The sequence below is a fragment of the Streptomyces echinoruber genome (assembly GCF_014651135.1).
GTDB lineage: Bacteria > Actinomycetota > Actinomycetes > Streptomycetales > Streptomycetaceae > Streptomyces > Streptomyces echinoruber.
Window position 1 is genome coordinate 20,428 of the sequence record NZ_BMWH01000043.1, and the last position, 18,117, is coordinate 38,544.

Annotated in this window: 12 protein-coding genes and 2 pseudogenes; 7 read left to right on the forward strand and 7 right to left on the reverse strand. The window is 75.6% G+C overall.

Going from position 1 to position 18,117, the window contains the following annotated elements; all coding sequences use genetic code 11:
• Nucleotides 1–22: 22 nt before the first annotated feature.
• The 4 genes from IE225_RS30890 to IE225_RS30905 all read right to left on the reverse strand — a co-directional run bounded on the left by IE225_RS30890 (nt 23) and on the right by IE225_RS30905 (nt 8,120).
• Nucleotides 23–4,741 carry a hypothetical protein gene (locus IE225_RS30890; RefSeq protein ID WP_190060965.1) on the reverse strand — a complete coding sequence of 1,573 codons (4,719 nt, stop codon included), beginning with the start codon at nt 4,739–4,741 and terminating at the stop codon, nt 23–25.
• Between the two features lie 79 nt (nt 4,742–4,820).
• Nucleotides 4,821–5,696 carry a hypothetical protein gene (locus IE225_RS30895; RefSeq protein WP_190060966.1) on the reverse strand — a complete coding sequence of 292 codons (876 nt, stop codon included), beginning with the start codon at nt 5,694–5,696 and terminating at the stop codon, nt 4,821–4,823.
• Between the two features lie 52 nt (nt 5,697–5,748).
• A complete protein-coding gene (locus tag IE225_RS30900) occupies nt 5,749–7,284 on the reverse strand; it encodes a hypothetical protein (protein WP_190060967.1) in 1,536 nt (511 codons plus the stop codon).
• A gap of 140 nt (nt 7,285–7,424) precedes the next feature.
• Entirely contained in the window at nt 7,425–8,120 is a 696-nt protein-coding gene (locus tag IE225_RS30905) for a GntR family transcriptional regulator (protein ID WP_190060968.1), read from the reverse strand.
• A 192-nt stretch (nt 8,121–8,312) separates the two neighbouring features.
• Between IE225_RS30905 and IE225_RS30910 the strand changes: the two genes are divergently transcribed.
• The 5 genes from IE225_RS30910 (at nt 8,313) to IE225_RS30930 (ending at nt 12,868) form a co-directional block, all read left to right on the forward strand.
• Entirely contained in the window at nt 8,313–9,632 is a 1,320-nt protein-coding gene (locus tag IE225_RS30910; protein ID WP_190060969.1) for an MFS transporter, read from the forward strand.
• Nucleotides 9,629–10,465 carry a putative hydro-lyase gene (locus IE225_RS30915; protein WP_190060970.1) on the forward strand — a complete coding sequence of 279 codons (837 nt, stop codon included), beginning with the start codon at nt 9,629–9,631 and terminating at the stop codon, nt 10,463–10,465. The genes IE225_RS30910 and IE225_RS30915 overlap by 4 nt, the downstream gene beginning before the upstream one ends.
• Before the next feature lie 93 nt (nt 10,466–10,558).
• Nucleotides 10,559–11,317 carry a LamB/YcsF family protein gene (locus tag IE225_RS30920; RefSeq protein ID WP_190060971.1) on the forward strand — a complete coding sequence of 253 codons (759 nt, stop codon included), beginning with the start codon at nt 10,559–10,561 and terminating at the stop codon, nt 11,315–11,317.
• Nucleotides 11,318–11,384: 67 nt separating this feature from the next.
• Complete coding sequence (gene pxpB / locus IE225_RS30925; RefSeq protein WP_190060972.1) at nt 11,385–12,002, forward strand: 5-oxoprolinase subunit PxpB; 618 nt, start codon at nt 11,385–11,387, stop codon at nt 12,000–12,002.
• Nucleotides 11,999–12,868: a 5-oxoprolinase subunit C family protein gene (locus IE225_RS30930; RefSeq protein WP_190060973.1), complete on the forward strand. Its 870-nt coding sequence runs from the start codon at nt 11,999–12,001 to the stop codon at nt 12,866–12,868. The genes pxpB and IE225_RS30930 overlap by 4 nt, the downstream gene beginning before the upstream one ends.
• 206 nt (nt 12,869–13,074) lie before the next feature.
• On the opposite strand, the pseudogene IE225_RS33635 reads toward IE225_RS30930, so the two are convergent.
• From IE225_RS33635 to IE225_RS30940, 3 genes and pseudogenes are all read right to left on the reverse strand, one after another.
• A pseudogene (locus IE225_RS33635) lies at nt 13,075–13,239 on the reverse strand (glycosyltransferase family 1 protein); the annotation flags it as partial.
• Nucleotides 13,240–13,429: 190 nt separating this feature from the next.
• The gene (locus IE225_RS30935; protein WP_190060974.1) at nt 13,430–14,848 is read right to left on the reverse strand and encodes a HEAT repeat domain-containing protein; all 1,419 of its coding nucleotides are present in this window, start codon (nt 14,846–14,848) and stop codon (nt 13,430–13,432) included.
• A gap of 396 nt (nt 14,849–15,244) precedes the next feature.
• Entirely contained in the window at nt 15,245–15,637 is a 393-nt protein-coding gene (locus tag IE225_RS30940; protein ID WP_190060975.1) for an ankyrin repeat domain-containing protein, read from the reverse strand.
• Nucleotides 15,638–16,062: 425 nt separating this feature from the next.
• Between IE225_RS30940 and IE225_RS30945 the strand changes: the two genes are divergently transcribed.
• Both IE225_RS30945 and IE225_RS30950 read left to right on the forward strand, forming a co-directional pair.
• Nucleotides 16,063–16,257, forward strand: coding sequence for a hypothetical protein (locus IE225_RS30945; protein WP_190060976.1), 195 nt, complete (start codon nt 16,063–16,065; stop codon nt 16,255–16,257).
• A gap of 49 nt (nt 16,258–16,306) precedes the next feature.
• Nucleotides 16,307–18,078: pseudogene (locus IE225_RS30950) on the forward strand (hypothetical protein).
• Nucleotides 18,079–18,117 lie beyond the last annotated feature (39 nt).

Genomic DNA, 18,117 nt, shown 5'->3' on the forward strand with positions numbered 1-18,117 from the left:
GCCGCAGGAGGACGCCTCCTGATCACGCGGTCGGCGCGGGCCGTTTGAACATCCGTGTCGCCGTGATCTCGCTGTGCACGGCCTCGCCGGCCGGAGTCGGCTGCGGCAGCCCCGGCCGGAGGTGCTCCTCCACCCGGATGTATTTCAGCCCGGCCCTCAGGTCGGCGTCGTTGCGCAACCGGATGACCAGCGGGAACTCGGCCAGCGCGGTGGTGTCGAACAGACCCGTGGTGTACAGCAGCTGCACGCCGAGCGCGTCGGCGACGGCCCGCTGCAGCTCCAGCAGGTAGGTGGCGTTGGCGCGGCCGATCGGGTTGTCCAGGAACAGCGTGCCGGCGTGCCGGTGCCGGTCCCGGCCGCGGTCGTTGCTGCGCAGCGCGGCCATGGTGCAGTACAGGGCGATGGCGGCGGTGAGCAGCTGGCCGCCGGAGAACACGTCGCCCATCTGCCCGACGGGCACGCGCTCGGCGCGCAGCACCGCGTCCGGCTTGAGGATCTCCACCGCGACGCCCTTGGGCTGCAGCGCCGCCGCCACGCCGCGCAGCAGCAGGGTCATGCCGTCGCGCCGCAGGTCGGAGTTCTTCTTCACGGCGGCGCGGGTCGCCTCGTCGATGACCTCGCCGAGCCGCTCGGTGAGCGTGGCCGGGTCCGGTTCCTCGAAGCGGATGCGCAGGAACTCCTGCCCGGACCACTCCCCCAGCCCCTCCGGCAGCCGCGACAGCCGCTGGGCGGAGCGCAGGGTGGCCAGCGCGGACTCCACCAGGCCGCGCAGCCGGTCCACGATCGAGTCGCGGTTGCGCTCCAGCTGTTCCAACTCGTCGGTGAGGACGCGCAGCCGGGGCGCGAAGGCCTCGGCCCACCGCTGCGCGTGCTCGGGCAGCGCGGAGGCGGGCAGTTCGCGGATCTGCTGCCGGGCGGGGGTGCGGACATGCTCGTAGCGGGCGGAGTTGGCGTGCCGGACCAGGACGTCACTGGCCTCGCGGACGGCGGCCTCGGCTGCGGACAGGTCGGTGGCGCAGCCGCGCAGCGACCGGCGGGCCTCGGCGCCGGCCTGCCGGGCCTCCTCCAGGGTGCCGGGGTAGGGCTCCGGGTCCGCCTCGTCCTCGTCCGCGTGGTCGCGCAGCAGGTCGCGGAGCATGGCGGCGATCTCGTCGAAGCCGCCCGCCGCGTCCTCGGCCGCGCGGTGCGCCTGGAGCAGCTCGCTGTACGCCTCCCGGGCCTGGTCCAACGCCTCGGTGGCGGAGGCGAGTTCGGCCTGCGCGGTGCGCAGCAGGGCCTGGGCGTGGTCGGCGTCGCGCGGCACCATGTCCGCGGGCAGCTCGGTGTGCGCCTCGCCGTCCTCGGGTGCGTGCCGCTCGGCCTCGCCGCGCAGCCGGCCGAGCTGCTCGCTGGCGTTCTGCATGCGCGCCTCCAGCGTGTGCACCAGCTCCTCGGCACGGGCGGCGGCCGCCTGCCGGGACGGGCCGTCGGCGCCGTCGGGCGAGGCGAGGAGCTGCTCCGCGCGGGTGCGGACCTTGTTGCTGAGCCGGTCCAGTTCGGCCCGCGCCGCGCTCTCGTCGCTCTCCGCGCGGGCCTGCTCGGCGCGCAGGTCGGCACCGACGCCGACCTTCTCGTACACCTGGGAGGCGGTGCGGTAGGCCTCGCGCAGGGCGGGCAGGGACGCCTTGGGCGCGTCGGCGTCGTCGACCGGTACGTCGTCGGGGGCGCCCGCGATCTCGGAGCGCTCGGCGCGCAGCGTGCGCGCGGTGCGGCGGGCGTCGTCGGCGGCGCGCTGGGCGGCGCGCCGGTCCTCGTCGGCGGCGCGGGCGCGTTCCAGGCAGGTCTGGGCGCGGGCCTCGGCCTCGGCGGCCTCGTCGGCGAGCTCCCGCAGCTTCGCCTGCCAGGCGGCGCGTTCACGCAGCCGGAAGGCGAGCCCGGCCAGGGCGTCGGCGGCACGCCGGGCCTTCTGCGCGGCCTCCTGCTTCTCGTCGCGCACCCGCGCCGCCTCGGCGGCGGCCTCCTCGGCCTCCGCGCGCGCGGTGCGCGCCTCGGCGAGCTCGGCCTCGGCCTCCTCGGCGAAGGCGCGCGCCTCCTCGGCGGCGCGGGCCAGTTCGGCGAGCCGCCCCGCCGGGCAGTCGGCGCGCCAGGACGCCAGCCGGGCCGCGAGCTCCCGGTCCTTGCCCAGCCGGGCGGCGAGCCGGCGGATCTCCTCGTCGCGGGCGGTGGCCCGCTCGCGCAGCGCCTGCCGCTCCTCGTCGGCGGCGTGCTCGTCGTGCATCGCCGGGTTCGGCGGGACGAGGAACACCTCCCCCGGGGTGGCGTCCTCGGCGGGGGTCGGCGCGAGCAGGGCGGCGGCGGTGCCGACGGCGACCGCGGAGCGCGGCAGCAGGGCGGCGTCGGTGAGCACCTGGCGGGCCCGCGCGTGCGTGTCCGGGTCGGTGATGATCACGCCGTCGACCAGTTCGGGCCGGGCGGCGAGCACGCGTGCGTGGTCGGCGGGGTCGACGGCCTGGGCGAGGTAGCGCCAGCCGGGCAGCGCCGGGATGCCGTGCTCGCCCAGGTACTCGACGGTGGCCAGCACGTCCGGGCCCGGCGGCAGCAGCCCGCCGTCGCCGAGCGCGCCGAGGATGCGGGCGTCGTCGGCGGCGGCGGTGCGCAGCTCGAACAGCTGGCGCTCGGCGGAGGAGATCGCCTCTTCGAGCAGGGCGCGCAACTCGTCGGCGAAACGGTCGAGTTCCGCGGCGGTGAGGGGGCCCTCGGACCGGGGGCGCGCGGTCCGGCCGGCCGCTCCCCCGCCGGCGGGCCCGCCCGGGTCCGGGGCGGCGGCCGCGGCGGTGCCCGCCCGCCCGCCGGAGGCGGTGGCGGCGCCGTCCCGCGTGCGCTGTCCCGGCACTCCGGCGTGCCCGGCGCCGGAGGATCCCGGCAGGCTCAGCAGTTCCGCCAGCCGCTCCTCGGCGGCCAGCGCCTCGGCGGTGCGGTACTCGGCCTCGTAGGCGCGCTGCGCGGCCGTGGCGGCGTCCGCCGCGCGGGCCGCGGTCAGTTCGGCCCGCGACTCGGCGGCGGCCGCCTCCCGGGCGCGGTCGGCGGCCCTGCGGGCGGCCTCGCGGGCCGTGTCCCAGGCGGCGACGGCGGTCTTCTCGGCGTCGCTCGCGGCGAGGGCGGCGCGGGCCGGGTCGGCGTCGGGAGCGCTGTCGTCGAGCCAGCCGGCGCGGACCGCCTCGGCGGTCTCCTGCTCGACCTCGGCCAGCCGCTGGCGCAGGTGCTGGGCCTCGCTGCGGGCGCGCTGGGCCTCGGTGGCGGCGGCGGTGGAGTCGCGGTAGGCGGAGTCACTGGCCTCCTGCAGGGCGGCGGAGCGCTCCTCCTGCTCGTTGGCGAGGGTCTCGGCGTCCTCGGCGGCCGCGTGCAGGGCCCGTACGAGGTCCACGGCGGCCTTGGTGCGGGCGGCGAGCGCCGGGGCGGCGTCCCGTTCGGCCTCCTGGATCGCGGCGGAGACGCGTGCGACGCGGTCGGCGGCGGCGCGGTGGCGCAGCACGGCCTCGGCGGCCTGCCAGGCGGCGTGCAGGGTGCGCGCGTCGGCCAGCTCCCGCTTCTGCGCGGCGGCGGCCTTCTCGGCGGCGGCCAGGGCCAGGGAGGCGTTGCGGTAGGCGAGTTCGGCCGCGATCAGCGCGGCCCGCTCGCGCGCGCCTTCCGACTGGGTGACGGTGTGGGCGGCGGCGGTGACCCGCTGGGCGAGGTCGGCGGCCCGTCCGCGCTCCTGCGCCGCCCGGGCGGACAGCCGCCGGGCCAGCGTCCGGGTGCGGCGCTCGGCGGCGGCGTGGATCTCCCGCGCGCGGGTGCGGGCGTCGGCGGCCTGGACGATCCGCCCGAGCAGGTCCACGGACCCGGCGGTGAAGTCGCGTTCGGCGATCAGCTCGGCGCGCCGGCCGAGTTTGCCGGCGAAGCCGCTGACGAGGTCGGCGAGGCCGTCGGTGTCCCGGGTGTCGGTGACGGCGCGCAGCAGCAGGTCGGTGAAGTCGGAGTCCTTCTTGACCGCGAACAGGCCGGCCGCCTCGCCCTCGTCGGCGTTCATCTCCCGCTGGTAGCGGAAGAGTTCGGGGTCGAGGCCGAGGTCGCCGAGGTGCTCGGTCCAGCGTTCGTGGATCTCCTCCCAGTGCACCTCCAGGTGCGGGTAGGCCTTGCCAGCCTCCATGAGCGCGTCCCGGAAGCCCTTCATGGTGCGCCGCCGTCCCCGCGCGCCCGACTGGCCCTCGGCGGGCGGGCGTACGGCGGTGGACTCGGCGACGGGCAGGTTGTCCAGGGTGAGGCCGGGCCCGGGCCGGAAGGAGTACCAGGCCTCGGCGAACTTGCGCGGGTCGTTGGAGACCTGCCGCCCGCGCCACTCGCTGACCTTGCCGACGACGACGCACTCGCCGGTCTGCGTGTGCATCCACTCCAGCGCCACGTGCCCGCAGTCGTCGGCGAGCAGGAACTTGCGCAGCACGCCGGAGCTGGCGCCGCCGAGGGTGTTGCGGTGGCCCGGCAGCATCACCGAGAAGATCAGCTTGAGCAGGACGGACTTGCCGCCGCCGTTCTCCAGGAAGAGCACCCCGGCGGGCGCGGGCCGGCGGGGCGGGCCGATCGGCTCCTCCTCGAAGAACTCCGCCTGCGTGGGGGCGGGATCGGGCACGGGTTCGCCCACTCCCCGCAGGTCGAGCACGGTGTCGGCGTAGCGCGCACCGGCCGGCCCGATGGAGTAGAGGCGGACCCGGGACAGCTCGTACATGGCGGACTCTCGTCGTCTGGTCTTTCGGAAACGTGCAAAGGGACGTGCCGGGCGGAACCGGGCGTCAGGAGGGGAGGCGTCAGGAGTGGAACGGCAGCCCGGCGTCGGCCGCCAGCTCCAGGTCGTCGGTGTCCTGCGGGGGCAGCAGGGTGGGCGTGCCGTCGGTCACCGGGACCACGCCGAGCTCCAGCAGTTCGGCCATGGCGGCACTGCCCGCCATGTCGCGCACCTGGAGCTGGTAGCGGGCGGTGGTGCGGTACGTGCCGCCGTTGTCGTCGCCGGTGCGCTGCAGGAAGCCGGAGTCGGCGAGGAAGGACACCGCCTTGGCGACGATGCCGGTGGTCGAACCGGCCAGCCGGCGCGCGTCCTTGGTGGCGCCGGTGGCGGTGCGCCGGGACCACACCCGCCAGGCGGCCTCCAGGCCGGGCGCGTCGCTGACCGGGTCGGTGTTCTCGCCCTGTTCGGCGGCCCGCTCCTCCAGGCGGCGGCAGGCCTGCCGGACGAAGGCGTCGACGCCGTTGACGGTCACGCGGCCGATGTAGCCGTCGTCGGCGAGGTCCTCGGGCCGGGGGAAGGCCAGGGCGGCGACGGCGAGATGGGCCAGTCCGTGCAGGAAGCGGTCGCCGGAGTCGGCGGAGGTGCGGCGGGCGTAGTCGCTCATGCGGACGGCGAACACCGAGTCCTCGGCGGCGGTCACCGCCATGCCCGCGCGCGGGGACACCTCCAGCACCACCAGGCCGAGCCCGGCGGCCACGGCGTCCGCGAGGCGCGCGAACGGCGGGTCCTCGCGGTAGCGGCGCAGCAGGTCGGCGTACTCCTGGTCGCGTGCGGGCTGCAGTTTGGGCTGCAGCCCGAAGGCCACGAGCCGTGCCGCGTCGGCGGCGTCGGCGGGTGTGACGGCACCGCTCGGCTGCGCTGCCGCACCGTCCTCGTTCCGGTCGGCGTGCTCGGTCACGGTGGGGGCTCCTTGCTGCGGTCGTGCTCGTTGCTGTGGTGGCCGGCCGGGCTCATGCCGCGTCCGTCCGGTCCGCCGCCGCGGCGGCGGTGTCCAGCAGGGCCGTGCCGACGATGAGGTCGGCCCCGCCGAACTCGGGGTCGTCCAGTTCCGTCCCGTCGTCCACGGCGAACAGCAGCTTCTCCTCGCCCTGCCGGCGGGCGGTGCCGACCGGCGGACTGGCGGCGTGTATGGCCAGCAGGGCGACCAGGTACGGCAGGTCGGGGTCCTCGGGATTCTTGCGCCGGGCCTCGGCGAGCAGCCCGGACAGGCGTCTGGGCGCGTCCGGCGGCAGGTCCAGCAGCTCCATGGCCGCCGCCAGCTGCTCCTCGCTGAACCGGCTGTCGTCCGGTGTGGCGACGAGGTCCGGCTCGGGCATCTCCGCGCCCAGGTGCTCCCGTTCGACGGGCGGGGTGAGCAGGAGGTCGACCAGGTCGCCGACCCGGACGGACACCGGCGTGCGCAGCCCGGTGCCGTGGGCGAAGAAGGCGTCGGTGACGCGGATCGCCCGCTCCAGGGGCAGCGGCAGGACGGGCGCGAGGAGGTGCCCGTACAGGTCCAGGCCGCAGGCCGCGGCGGGGGTGGCGAAGGCCTGCCGGTCCTGCTCGGCGCGGAAGAGGGGCCCGGCCTCCAGCAGGCGGGCCTGGAGCTGGGTGTGGCGCCGGATGCAGTCCTTGACGATGTCGACGAGTTCGGCCGCGCGGCGCTTGTGCTCGGGGTCCTCGGCCTCGTCGCGGGCCCGGCGGATGTTGGTGAGGATCGCGTTCTCGTGGCGGTAGCGCTCGGCGACGTGGTCGAGGGCCTCGGCGATCATGTCGGGGACGGCGTTGAGCCAGTCCACCGCGCGGACGTTGCGCCGGGTGGCCTCCAGGGCGCGGCGCAACGATTCCGAGTACTGCACCGTGCGGTAGCGGGCCTGCTCGGCGGCGAGCTGGGCGTCGGCGAGCCGGCCGCGGCTGATGAGCACCTCCAGCTTCACCTCGGCGGCGATCTGCGCGCTGGTGACGTCGGTGTCGAGGGCGCCCACCAGGACATTGACGGCCTCGTCGGTGGTGCGCAGGTAGACGGCGCCGCCGGGGCCGGGGACCTCCTCGATCAGCTTGAAGTCGTAGTCGCGGCGCACATAGGTGCCGTCCGGGGCGAACGTGCCGTACACGGCGCGGAAGCCGCGGTCCACGCTGCCGACGTTGATCAGGTTCTCCAGGACCCAGCGGGCCACGCGCTCGTGCTCGGCGGCGGGCCGCTGCGGGGCCTGGGCGGCCACGCGCGGCAGGAGCCGGGCGACGATCTGCTCGTGGTCGGCGCCCGTGTCGAAGTCCATGTTGAGCGTGACGAGGTCGATGGCGGCCAGGGCGATCTCCGCCATGCCGTACACCGAGTACTCGCCCGCCAGATTGGCCTTGCGCGCGTCGAGGTCGTGCAGCGGCGCGGTGCAGGCGAGCGCGCGCAGCCGGCGCGCCAGTCCCTCGTCGGCGGCCGGCCCCGTGGCGGGGCGCGGCCCCGCGCTGAGCTGGGGCGGAACACGATCCGTCGATGCAGGCGAAGTCACGGTCACAGACTAGGTCCTCGGTCTGACAACGGCCCAAACGGCGCAGGAGCCCCCCGCGTCCCGACCGTCGCACCGGCCCCGGTGGCCCCGCCAGATCCCTGCCCGGTCCCGGTGGTCCCTCCAGACCCTTGTCCGGCCCGCTAGCCTTCCTCGCCCACCCGCCGCCGGTAGACCTCCACCACCCGCCGCAGCGAGTCGTCGAGGTACACGGCGAGCAGCCGTTCCGCCTCCGCCCGGTCGCCGGCCTGCAGGGCCCGCAGGATCTGCTGGTTGCGGGCGATGTACGGCTCGTGCAGCCGCCGCGGGTCGTCGACGACGTGGAAGGCCAGGCGCAGTTCGGCGAAGACGCTGCGCATCAGCTCGTCGGTGCGCTCGCTGCCGGCGAGGGCGACCAGTTCCCCGTGGAAGTGGATGTTGGCCGTGCCCACCGCTTTCCAGTCGCCCTCGCGGGCCGCGCGCTGCCCCTCGCCGACCGCCTCGGCGAGCCGGTCGAGGGCGTAGGGCGGGTCGCCGAGGCTCCGCACGACGGCGCGCTCGACGAGGGCGCGGGTGCGGTAGATGTCCTCGACGTCCTCGACGGTCAGGACCCGGACGAAGACCCCGCGGTTGAGTTCGTGGACGAGCAGCCGTTCGTGCGTGAGCAGCCGGAACGCCTCGCGCAGCGTGTTGCGGGACACGCCGAGCGCCCCGCCGATGCCGTCCTCGGACAGCCGGGTGCCGGGCGGGAAGAAGCCGTCGGCGATGCGGCTGCGGAGGATGTCCGCGACCCGTTCGGCGGTGGAGGTCCGCCCGAGGCGGGCACGGTCGTCGACGAGGTCCGTCAGCTGCTCTGCCATGCCGGAATTCAAGCGCAGGAGACCGGGGGGAAACAACGACGAGACGACATGGGTATTGAAGGATCGTTGAACGATCCTCTACGTTGCTTCAGTCGGCGCCGACCGCACCCGCCCGGTGCCGCGGTCCCGGCACAGCACGGCACGGCACGGCTCACTCCTTCGCACCCTCCATCCTTCTTCTGCGAGGTGCCCATGAGCACGACCCCTCCACGGCAGGCCCCCTCCACCGGACCGGGTTCGTCCACGGCCGGCTCCCCCGACCGCGACGGCGCGCTGGGCTGGCTGCGCGCCCTGGACCCGCGCGGCCGCCGCGCCTTCGCCGGCGCCTTCGGCGGCTACGCCCTGGACTCGTACGACTACTTCACGCTGCCGCTGAGCATGGTCGCGCTGGCGGCGTACTTCGGCCTGGACAGCGGCCAGACCGGCCTGTTCACCACGGTCACGCTCGCCTCCTCCGGCATCGGCGGGGCCGCCGCGGGCGTGGTCGCCGACCGGCTGGGCCGGGTCCGGGCGTTGATGATCACCGTGATCGCGTACGCGGTGTTCACCGTGGCCTGCGGCTTCGCGCCCGACTACGAGACGCTGCTGGTCTTCCGGGCCCTGCAGGGCCTCGGCTTCGGCGGCGAGTGGGCGGTCGGCGCCATCCTGGTCGCCGAGTACGCGAGCGCGCGGCACCGGGGGCGCACGCTCGGCGTGATCCAGAGCGCGTGGGCCGTGGGCTGGGGTCTGGCCGTGCTCGTCTATACGCTGGTGTTCTCCCTCCTCGGTGACGACCTGGGCTGGCGGGTGATGTTCTGGACCGGTGCGCTGCCCGCGCTGCTCGTGGTGTGGCTGCGGCGCCGCGTGCACGACGCGCCGCGGGCGGCCGAGGCCCGCGCGCGCAGTGCGGGCAGGGGCTCCTTCGCGGCGCTCTTCCGGCCGGGCACGGCGGACGCGCCGGGCCTGCTGCGCACCACCGTCTTCGCCGGTCTGCTCTCCACCGGCGTCCAGGGCGGCTACTACACCCTGTCGACGTGGGTGCCGACCTACCTGAAGACGGACCGCGGCCTGTCGGTCGTCGGCACCGGCGGGTACCTGACGTTCCTCATCTCGGGCGCGTTCACCGGGTACCTGACGGGTGGTTACCTCACCGACCGGCTGGGCCGGCGGCGCAACATCTGGCTGTTCGCGCTGCTGTCGGCGCTGTGCATCCTGGCGTTCGGGCGCCTCCCGCACGGCGCGAACGGCCTGCTGCTGGTGCTGTGCTTCCCGCTCGGGTTCTGCATGTCGGCCATCTTCAGCGGCTTCGGCTCGTACCTGAGCGAGCTGTACCCGACGGCGGTGCGCGGCAGCGGGCAGGGCTTCACGTACAACGCCGGCCGCGCGGTGGGCGCCGTCTTCCCCACGTTCGTGGGCTACCTGGCCGACAGCTGGGGCGTGGGCGGCGCGCTGGCCTTCGGCGCGGTCGGCTACGGCCTGGCCGCCCTGGCGCTGCTGGGGCTGCCGGAGACGCGCGGGAAGGAGCTGGCGTGAACCGCACCCACGGCGTCGGGGCGGACGACCGCCCCGTGGTCCTCGCCGACGAGCAAGCGCGCGCGTGGAGCCCGGCACAGGCACGGGCCCGCTTCCGGACCGGGCTGACCGGCCCCACCGCCGGGGTCGCGGCGGGCCGCACCCAGGCGAACCTGATCTGCGTGCCGGCGGACTGGGCGTACGAGACGCTGCTGTTCTGCCAGCGCAACCCCCAGGCCTGCCCGGTGCTCGACGTGACGGACGCGGGCTCGGCGACCACGGTGCTCGCCGAGGGCGCCGACCTGCGCACCGACCTGCCGCGCTACCGGGTGTGGCAGCACGGCGAACTGGTGGACGAACCGACGGACGTGCGGGCGTACTGGCGCGACGATCTGGTGTCGTTCCTGATCGGCTGCAGCTTCACCTTCGAGTGGGCGCTGGCCGCGGCCGGCGTGCCGCTGCGCCACGTCGAGCAGGGCCGCAACGTCCCGATGTACGTGACGAACCGCCGGTGCAGGCCCGCCGGGCGGCTGCGCGGACCCCTGGTGGTCTCCCTGCGCCCGGTGCCGCCGGAGCACCTGGCGGCGGCGATCCGGGAGAGCAGCCTGTTCCCGGCGGTGCACGGCGGTCCCGTGCACTGCGGCGACCCCTCGGTGCTCGGCATCGCCGACCTCGGCCGCCCCGATCACGGCGACCCGGTGGACGCCGCACCGGACGACATCCCGGTGTTCTGGGCCTGCGGTGTGACGCTGCAGGCGGCGGTGACGGCCTCACGGCCGCCGTTCGCCCTCACCCACGCACCGGGCCAGATGTTCCTCACCGACGCCCGCGACGAGCAGTACCGCGTGGCCTGAGCAGGAACCCGAGCAGGAACCCGAGCAGGGACCCGAGCAGGAACCCGAGCAGGGACCCGAGCAGGGACCTGAGTAGGAAAACGGCAGGAAGTCATGATCTCGATCGATCTCAACGCCGACCTCGGCGAGGGCTTCGGCCCCTGGCGGCTGACCGACGACGAGCGGCTGCTGTCCGTCGTCACCAGCGCCAACGTCGCCTGCGGCTTCCACGCCGGGGACGCGGTCACCATGCGGCGGGTGTGCGAGCTGGCCGTCGAACGGGGGGTGCGCATCGGCGCCCAGGTCTCCTACCGGGACCTGGCGGGGTTCGGGCGGCGCGCGATGGACGTGCCGCCGGCCGAACTGGCCGCCGAGGTGGCGTACCAGATCGGCGCCCTGGAGGTCTTCGCGCGGGCGGCGGGCGCGCGCGTGGCGTACGTCAAGCCGCACGGCGCCCTGTACAACCGGGTCGTGCACGACGAGGAGCAGGCCGCGGCGGTCGTCGACGGCGTGCTCCTCGCCGGCGGCGCGCTGCCGGTGCTCGGGCTGCCCGGCTCGCGTCTGCTGTCGGTGGCCGGGAAGGCCGGGCTGCCCGTCGTCACGGAGGCCTTCGCGGACCGCGCCTACACCGAGCAGGGCACCCTCGTGCCGCGCGGGCAGGAGGGTGCCGTGGTGAGCGACCCCGAGGCCGTCGTGGAGCGCTCGGTGAGCCTGGTCCGGTCCGGCACGGTCGTCTCCCGCACCGGCACGACGATCGAGGTCCGCGCGCGCTCCCTGTGCCTGCACGGCGACACGCCGGGCGCGGTGGAGCTGGCCCGGCGGGTGCGGCGGCGGCTGGAGGAATCGGGCATACGGGTGGAGGCCTTCGTATGAGGACTACGGCGTACGGGTGGAGGACTACGGCTGGAAGACCTGAAAGACTACGGGTGGAGGTCTTCGCATGAGGACACTGCCCGTCGGTGACGACGCCCTGCTGGTGGAGGTGGCCTCGGGCGAGGAGGCCGAGGCCCTGCACGCGGAGCTGCTGCGGCGCCGCGCGAAGGGCCTGCTCGCCGCCCGCGAGATCGTTCCGGCGGCCCGCACGGTCCTCCTCGACGGCCTCGCCGACCGCGACCGCGTCGCGGCCGAGCTGAGCGCCTCCGACGTCCCGGCCACCGCCTCCCGCGCCCGCAGGGTGGTGGAGATCCCGGTGCGCTACGACGGCCCCGACCTGGCCGAGGTCGCCGCCCACTGGGGCGTCGCGGAGCACGAGGTGGCCCGCATCCACGCCGCCGCCGACTTCCGCGTCGCCTTCTGCGGCTTCGCACCCGGCTTCGGTTACCTCACCGGCCTGCCGCCCCGCTACGACGTCCCGCGCCGCGCCACCCCACGCACCGCCGTCCCGGCCGGCTCGGTGGCCCTCGCCGGCCCGTACACGGGGATCTACCCGCGCTCCTCGCCCGGCGGCTGGCAGCTCATCGGCACCACGGACGTGGTGCTGTGGGACCACACGCGGGAGCCGGCCGCGCTGCTGACCCCCGGCACCCGCGTCCGCTTCGTCCCGGTGAGCGGCCCATGACGGACCGCGCGCTCCGCGTCGTACGGGCCGGAGCACTGACCACCGTGCAGGACCGGGGACGGCCCGGGCACGCGCACCTCGGCGTGCCCCGCTCCGGGGCGCTGGACGCGCCCGCGGCGGCGCTCGTCAACCGGCTGGTGGGCAATCCGCCGGAGGCGGCCGTCCTGGAGACCACCCTCACCGGCTGCGCCCTGCGGCCCCGCTGCACGGTCACCGTGGCGGTGGGCGGCGCCCCCTGCCCGGTCACGGTGGACGGCCGGCCGGTGGCGTGGGGGGCGCCGGTGCACGTCCCGGCCGGGGCGCTGCTGGACGTCGGGGCGGTCACCGCGGGCGTGCGCAGCTACGTCGCCGTCTCCGGCGGCATCGCCGTCGAGCCGGTGCTGGGCAGCCGCTCCACGGACCTGCTGTCGGGGCTGGGCCCGCCGCCGCTCACCGACGGCATGGTCCTGCCCCTGGGCCGCCGGACCGGGCCGCACGCGCGCGTGGACGTCGCCCCGCAGCCGTCTCCCCCGGCGGAGCTGGTGCTGCGCGTCACCCTCGGCCCGCGCGACGACTGGTTCACCCCGCGGGCCGTGCGCGTCTTCACCTCCCACGCCTTCCGCGTGTCCCCCGCGAGCAACCGCATCGGCCTGCGCACGGAGGGACCCGCCCTGGAGCGGGCCCGACCGGGTGAACTGCCCAGCGAGGGCATGACCCTGGGCGCCGTCCAGGTGCCGCCGGACGGCCGGCCGGTGGTGTTCCTGCCCGACCATCCGACCACCGGCGGCTACCCGGTGATCGCGGTGGTCCGCACCGCCGACCTCCCGGCCCTCGCCCAGGCGGTGCCGGGCACCCCGGTCCGCTTCGTGGCGGTGCGCCGCCGGTGAGCCGTGCGCCGCGGCCGCGCGCCCGTCCCGGCACGCGGCCGTGGGCCGGGACGGGCCGGTGGGCCGGGACGGGCCGAGCACGGCACCCGGGTCGGGCAGGCGGACAGACAGGCGGGCAGGCGGTGAGCGGGACCGCGCCGCGGGCGGTGAGGCCCGCGTACGCCGTGCTGAGTGCGCCGTGCCGAGGCGGGCGGGCCGGGCGGGCCGGGGCGCGGTGCGGTGGCGTCGGCCTCGGCGCGGGCGGCGGTGGCCGGTGCGAAGACGAGGGGCGTGTGACCGCGAGCGACGAGGTGCCTCGCGGTCTGGAGCGCGCAGTGGGCCACGCCGTTCACATCGGGGGGAAAGGATTCGGTCACGATGGCGACACGCATACCGGTGGTGTCGCCGTGCCGGACGTGGCCGCGTCAACGTGGATCTTTCCGGACAGGGAACGTCCCATGAGCGTTGCGCTGCGCGCCCGAGCAGGCCGAACGGCGTGCACGCGCCCCTGACTCCCGGGTCATCCCTTGTTCATTGACTCCCAGGTCACCCCGTGTCCACTGACTCCCGGTCACCCCGTGTTCACACGGCGGGCGTGTCGGGTCCGAACCGGCTGCGCACGGCGGTCTGCACCTCGGCCTCCTCGGCCGGATCCGCGGCGAGCCGGCGCAGGCGCTCCACCACCCGGGCGTCCCCGGTCTCGGCGTGCCGGGCGGCGAGTTCCCGGGTGGACTCCTCGCAGTCCCACAGGCACTCGACGGCGAATCCGGCGGGGAAGGAGGGGTCGGTGGCGGCGAGCGCGCGGGCGGAGCGGCCGCGCAGGTGGGAGGAGGCGGTCTCGCGGTAGACGTGCCGCAGGACGGGGGCGGCGCAGTCGATGCCGAGCCGTCCGGCACCGTCGACGAGCGTCCACAGGGTGGGCGCGTCCGGGCCCTCGCTCCGTACGGCCTCGCGGAGCGCGGCCAAGACCGGGCCGCGATCCCTCCGGTCGCCGCGACAGGCCAGGACGCGCCCGGCGGCGGCTCCCAGGGCGTCGGGCCGGCCGGCCCAGCGGCGGGCCCGCTCGACGGCGGCGGCGCCGCGCATGCGTTCGAAGGCGTCGACGGCGGCCTCGGCGACCACGGCCGGCCCGGTGACGGCGGCTTCCTCGATCAGGTCGAGGGCGGCCGGGTCGTCGGTGTCGGCCAGGTGGCGCAGGGCGGCGCAGCGGGCGCCGTCGGCGCCGTCCCGGGCGGCCCGCAGCAGCTCGGGCCGGTCCTCGGGGCCGGCCACGGCGGCCAGGCAGCGGGCGGCGGGGACGTGCAGGGCGCTGCCGCGCTCCAGGCCCTGCTGGGCCCAGTCCAGCACCGCCCGCACGCTCCAGCCGGGCCGGGGCCCCGGGGGCCGCAGCTGGCGCTGCCAGCGGTCGAAGCAGCCGGCCTCCTGGGCGACGCGCACGCGCGCGGCGACGGCCGGGCGGGGGTCGTCGGCCCACAGCCGCCAGGGCCGGGGTTCGAAGGCGTCCCGCACGGCGGCGGCGAGCTCCGCCTCGCCCTGGGGATCGGCGGGGAAGCGGGCCAGGACGGGTTCGGCGAGGGCGCGCAGGCCGGCGTCGTCGTCCCGGAGCGCCAGCTCGTCCAGGGCCCAGGCCCAGTTGGTGCCCGAGGCGGCGTAGCGGCGCAGCAGTTCCAGGGCGTCCCGGCGGCCGTAGGAGGCGAGGTGGCCGAGGACGGCGAGGGCCAGTCCGGTGCGGGACTCGTCGGTGTCGAGGACGTCCTCGGGGGCGAACAGGTGCGCCTCGACGGCGTCCAGGTCGCCGCCCAGGTCGAGGTAGAGGCGGGCGTAGTACAGGGAGCGGTTCTCCACCTGCCAGTCGTGGCGGGGGTCGTGCAGCACGCAGTGGTCCAGTGCCGCGAGCGCCTCGGCACGCGGGGCGGTGAGCGCGTGCAGTGTGCCGTCGCCGCGGCCCCGCTGGAGCAGGCCGAGCAGCGTACCGCTGGGCGCTATGACCGGATCGAACATGGGAAACAGCCTCACATCAAGCGTCGACGCAACCGGGGAACCGCATTACCTGGCCGCGTGACAACACGTCGGGGCGCCCGCCGTCTCTTGCTTGCTGTAGACCATCTTCCTCTGCCTCTCGTCGGTGGCCCATGCGGACCGCATCACGGTCCGCGTGGTGCGGCATCACCTGCCCGGCCGGCGCGTCCGTGCATCACGTCGTCATGATGACGGGCGGCTTCGCCTGCCGCGACCGTATTTCCGGCGGTCTCGCACCGCCTCCCCCCGTCGTCCCCGTCGTCCCCCTCGTCCCGCGTCGCCCCGCCTCGGTCCCCGCCGTCCTCCGCGGTTCTCCGCGACTCCCCACGGTTCTCCGTCGCTTTCCGTCGTCCGGGGCCGCCGGCCGGCGCGGCCCGGTCAGTGCGCGCCGAACAGGTCGAGCAGTTCCGTCCTGCCGAACATGCGCGCGGTGTCCACGGCGGACGGCGTGCCCGCCGCCGGATCCGCGCCGCCCTCCAGGAGGACCCTGATCACTTCCTCCTCGCCCTTGAACACCGCGCCGGCGAGCGGGGTCTGGCCGCGGTCGTTGGCCCGGTCGGCCTCGGCGCCGCGGGCCAGCAGGGCGCGCACCGTGTCGGCGTGGCCGTGGTAGGCGGCGAGCATCACGAGCGTGTCGCCGCGGTCGTTGGTGAGGTCGGCCGGAACGCCCGCGTCGACGTACGCGACGAGCGTCTCCGTCCGCCCCTGCCGGGCCAGATCGAAGATCTTGGTGGCCAGCTCCACGACCTCGGGGTCGGGGGCTTCACTCATCGGCCGGTCCGCCTCTCACTGTCTCTCACTGTCTCTCGCTGTCTCTCGCTGTCTCTCGCTGTCTCTCGCTGTCTCTCGCTGTCTCTCGCTGTCTCTCGCTGTCTCTCGCTGTCTCTCGCTGTCTCTCGCTGTCTCTCGCTGTCTCTGACTGTGCTCGATGGACTGGGTACGGCGGCGCGCACGCTCTGCCGTACGGGTGAATCGCCAGCGTACCGGCCCGGTCGGCCCATGACCCGGCACGCCGGAGGTAAAGATCGCCGCAGCCCCCGCCGGACGCAACCACGCTGGCCGGCCGGGCGGGAACCACTCCGTCAGCCGAGCGGAATCAGCAATTAATCATCCATTTGCACCTTTTGTCGTATGGATACATGCTGTGACCCTGGAAGAACTCATGGTGACTGTCCCCCTCGACACCAGGAGAGCTCATGATTCTGTCCATCTCAGGCGTCGTCCTGCTCGGCATCGTCGTCTTCATCCTGTTCCGCAAGGACGGGCTGAAGGCCTCGCACGCGATGGTCTCGGCCCTGTTCGGCTTCTACCTCGCGAGCACCGCCATCGCCCCGAGCATCAAGGCCGGCGGCGAGAGCCTGGCCGGCCTGCTCGGAGGCATCAGGTTCTGACGGACCCCGCACCCGCCTCCCCACCCGTACGCACCACCAGGAGACCGCAGTGGCCCGCCGTCCCCTCCCCCGCATCCTGAGCACAGGCAGCGCGCAGATCGCCCGCAGCCGGGAGCTGGCCCGGACGGCGGCCGACAGCGCCACCGACGTCCTCCATCCGCTGATCACGATCACCCGCGGACTGCGCCGGCTGGCCTCGGCCGGGCGGCGCAGGTGGGCCGACACCCCCAAGGACCGGCGCGGCCCGCTGCTGTTCCTGGTGGCCTCGGTGGTCCTGGTCGTGGCCCTTGTGCCGTACGGCCCGCTGCCGCCGTCATCACCCTGATGGCGGCGGCAGCCTGGCACGGCCGCGACCGCACCCCGCCCGTCCCCGAGGGCCCCGACGACGCCCAGCTCCAGCGCCTGCGGACCCTCTACGAGGCGCTGGTCCCCTACTTCTCCGCCCCGGAGGACCCCGACCCCCTCTACGCCCACGGCGGCGACTGGGAGAAGGCGTTCCCCGAGTACGAGTTCGACGCCACCGGCCGGATCGGCCGCCTGGTGATCCGCTACCCGGCGTACTTCACCGACGGCGAGGCCGAGGCCCGCGCGCGCATCGAGCACCTGCTCGCCGCCAAGGCGGGCCGCGGCCGCGAGTACCACTTCGCGTGGGACGAGGAGGGCAACCAGCTCACCGTCGGCGTCCTCGCCCCCCTGCCCACCGACATCGCCGTCCAGCGCTTCGTCACCGCCCCCGGCGAGACCGTCCTCGGCTTCACCGACCCGGTGGAGGTGCAGCGCACCCTTCCGCTCACCTTCGGCGAGGGGCAGCGCGACGTCCCGCCGGTCGTCTGGCGCACCGGGCCGCGCTCGACCGAGCCGCACCTGCTGGCCCTGGGCCAGCCCGGCAGCGGCACCTCGACGCTGCTGCGCTGCATCGCCCTGCAGGCCCTGCAGCACGGCGACGTCCTCGTCATCGACGGCGGCGGCACCGGCGAGTACGCCTGCCTGATCGGCCGGGACGGCGTGCTGGGCGTCGAGTGCGGGCTGACCGGCGCGCTCGCCAGCCTCGAATGGGCCGCGCAGGAGACCGAGCGCCGGCTCATCGCCGCCAACAGCGCCCGCCAGGCCGGCCATCCTCCGCCCAAGGACACCCGGCGCCCGCTGTGGATCCTGCTGGACCGGCCCACCGCGTTCGCGCACGTCGCCGCGGCCGACGGCCGTCGCGACCCGCAGTCGCTGCTGCAGGTGCCGCTGCGGCACGGCCGGGCGGCGGGCGTCACCGTCGTCGTCGCCGACCAGCTGGACTGCGTGGACGCGCTGAGCGAGGCGGTACGGCAGCACACGCGCGCGCGGGTCGTGCTCGGCCCCGCCACCGCCGAGCAGGTGCGCGCGGCGCTGGGCGCGCCCCCGCACACCACTCCCGTCGCCCACGTCCCGCCCGGCCGCGGCTACGCCCGCCTGGGCACCGGACCGGTCCACCGCCTCCAGGTCCCGGCCGCACCGGACCCGTACGACGACGCCACCAGCGAGGCGCACCGGCAGGCGGTCACGGCCCTGCTGCCGCCGCGCACCACGCCGGCGGACGGCGAGAGCATCCCGGACGCGGCGCCGGAGCGCGCGAAGCTCTCGAAGCCGGCGCCGGAGGCGGCACAGGGCATGGAGACGGCGCAGGGGATGGAGGCGGTGCAGGGCATGGAGACGGTGCAGGGCGGGGAGCCGGCGCAGGTCTCCGGGAACGGCGGGTCCACCGAGGCCGGGGCGGCCGAGCCGGCAGGCCGGCCGGTACCGGTACTGGAGAAGCCCGAGCCCGCGGAGGCCGGGGCGGCCGAGCGGTCCTAGCCGCGGGGCCGGCCGCCCACCCGCGCCGGGTGGGCGGCC

Excerpts from the sequence above, each read along its gene's own strand:
- IE225_RS30890 (WP_190060965.1), bottom strand. The coding sequence starts at position 4,741 with ATGTACGAGCTGTCCCGGGTCCGCCTCTACTCCATCGGGCCGGCCGGT.
- IE225_RS30905 (WP_190060968.1), bottom strand. The coding sequence starts at position 8,120 with ATGGCAGAGCAGCTGACGGACCTCGTCGACGACCGTGCCCGCCTCGGG.
- IE225_RS30910 (WP_190060969.1), top strand. The coding sequence starts at position 8,313 with ATGAGCACGACCCCTCCACGGCAGGCCCCCTCCACCGGACCGGGTTCG.
- IE225_RS30920 (WP_190060971.1), top strand. The coding sequence starts at position 10,559 with ATGATCTCGATCGATCTCAACGCCGACCTCGGCGAGGGCTTCGGCCCC.
- pxpB (WP_190060972.1), top strand. The coding sequence starts at position 11,385 with ATGAGGACACTGCCCGTCGGTGACGACGCCCTGCTGGTGGAGGTGGCC.
- IE225_RS30930 (WP_190060973.1), top strand. The coding sequence starts at position 11,999 with ATGACGGACCGCGCGCTCCGCGTCGTACGGGCCGGAGCACTGACCACC.
- IE225_RS30935 (WP_190060974.1), bottom strand. The coding sequence starts at position 14,848 with ATGTTCGATCCGGTCATAGCGCCCAGCGGTACGCTGCTCGGCCTGCTC.
- IE225_RS30940 (WP_190060975.1), bottom strand. The coding sequence starts at position 15,637 with ATGAGTGAAGCCCCCGACCCCGAGGTCGTGGAGCTGGCCACCAAGATC.
- IE225_RS30945 (WP_190060976.1), top strand. The coding sequence starts at position 16,063 with ATGATTCTGTCCATCTCAGGCGTCGTCCTGCTCGGCATCGTCGTCTTC.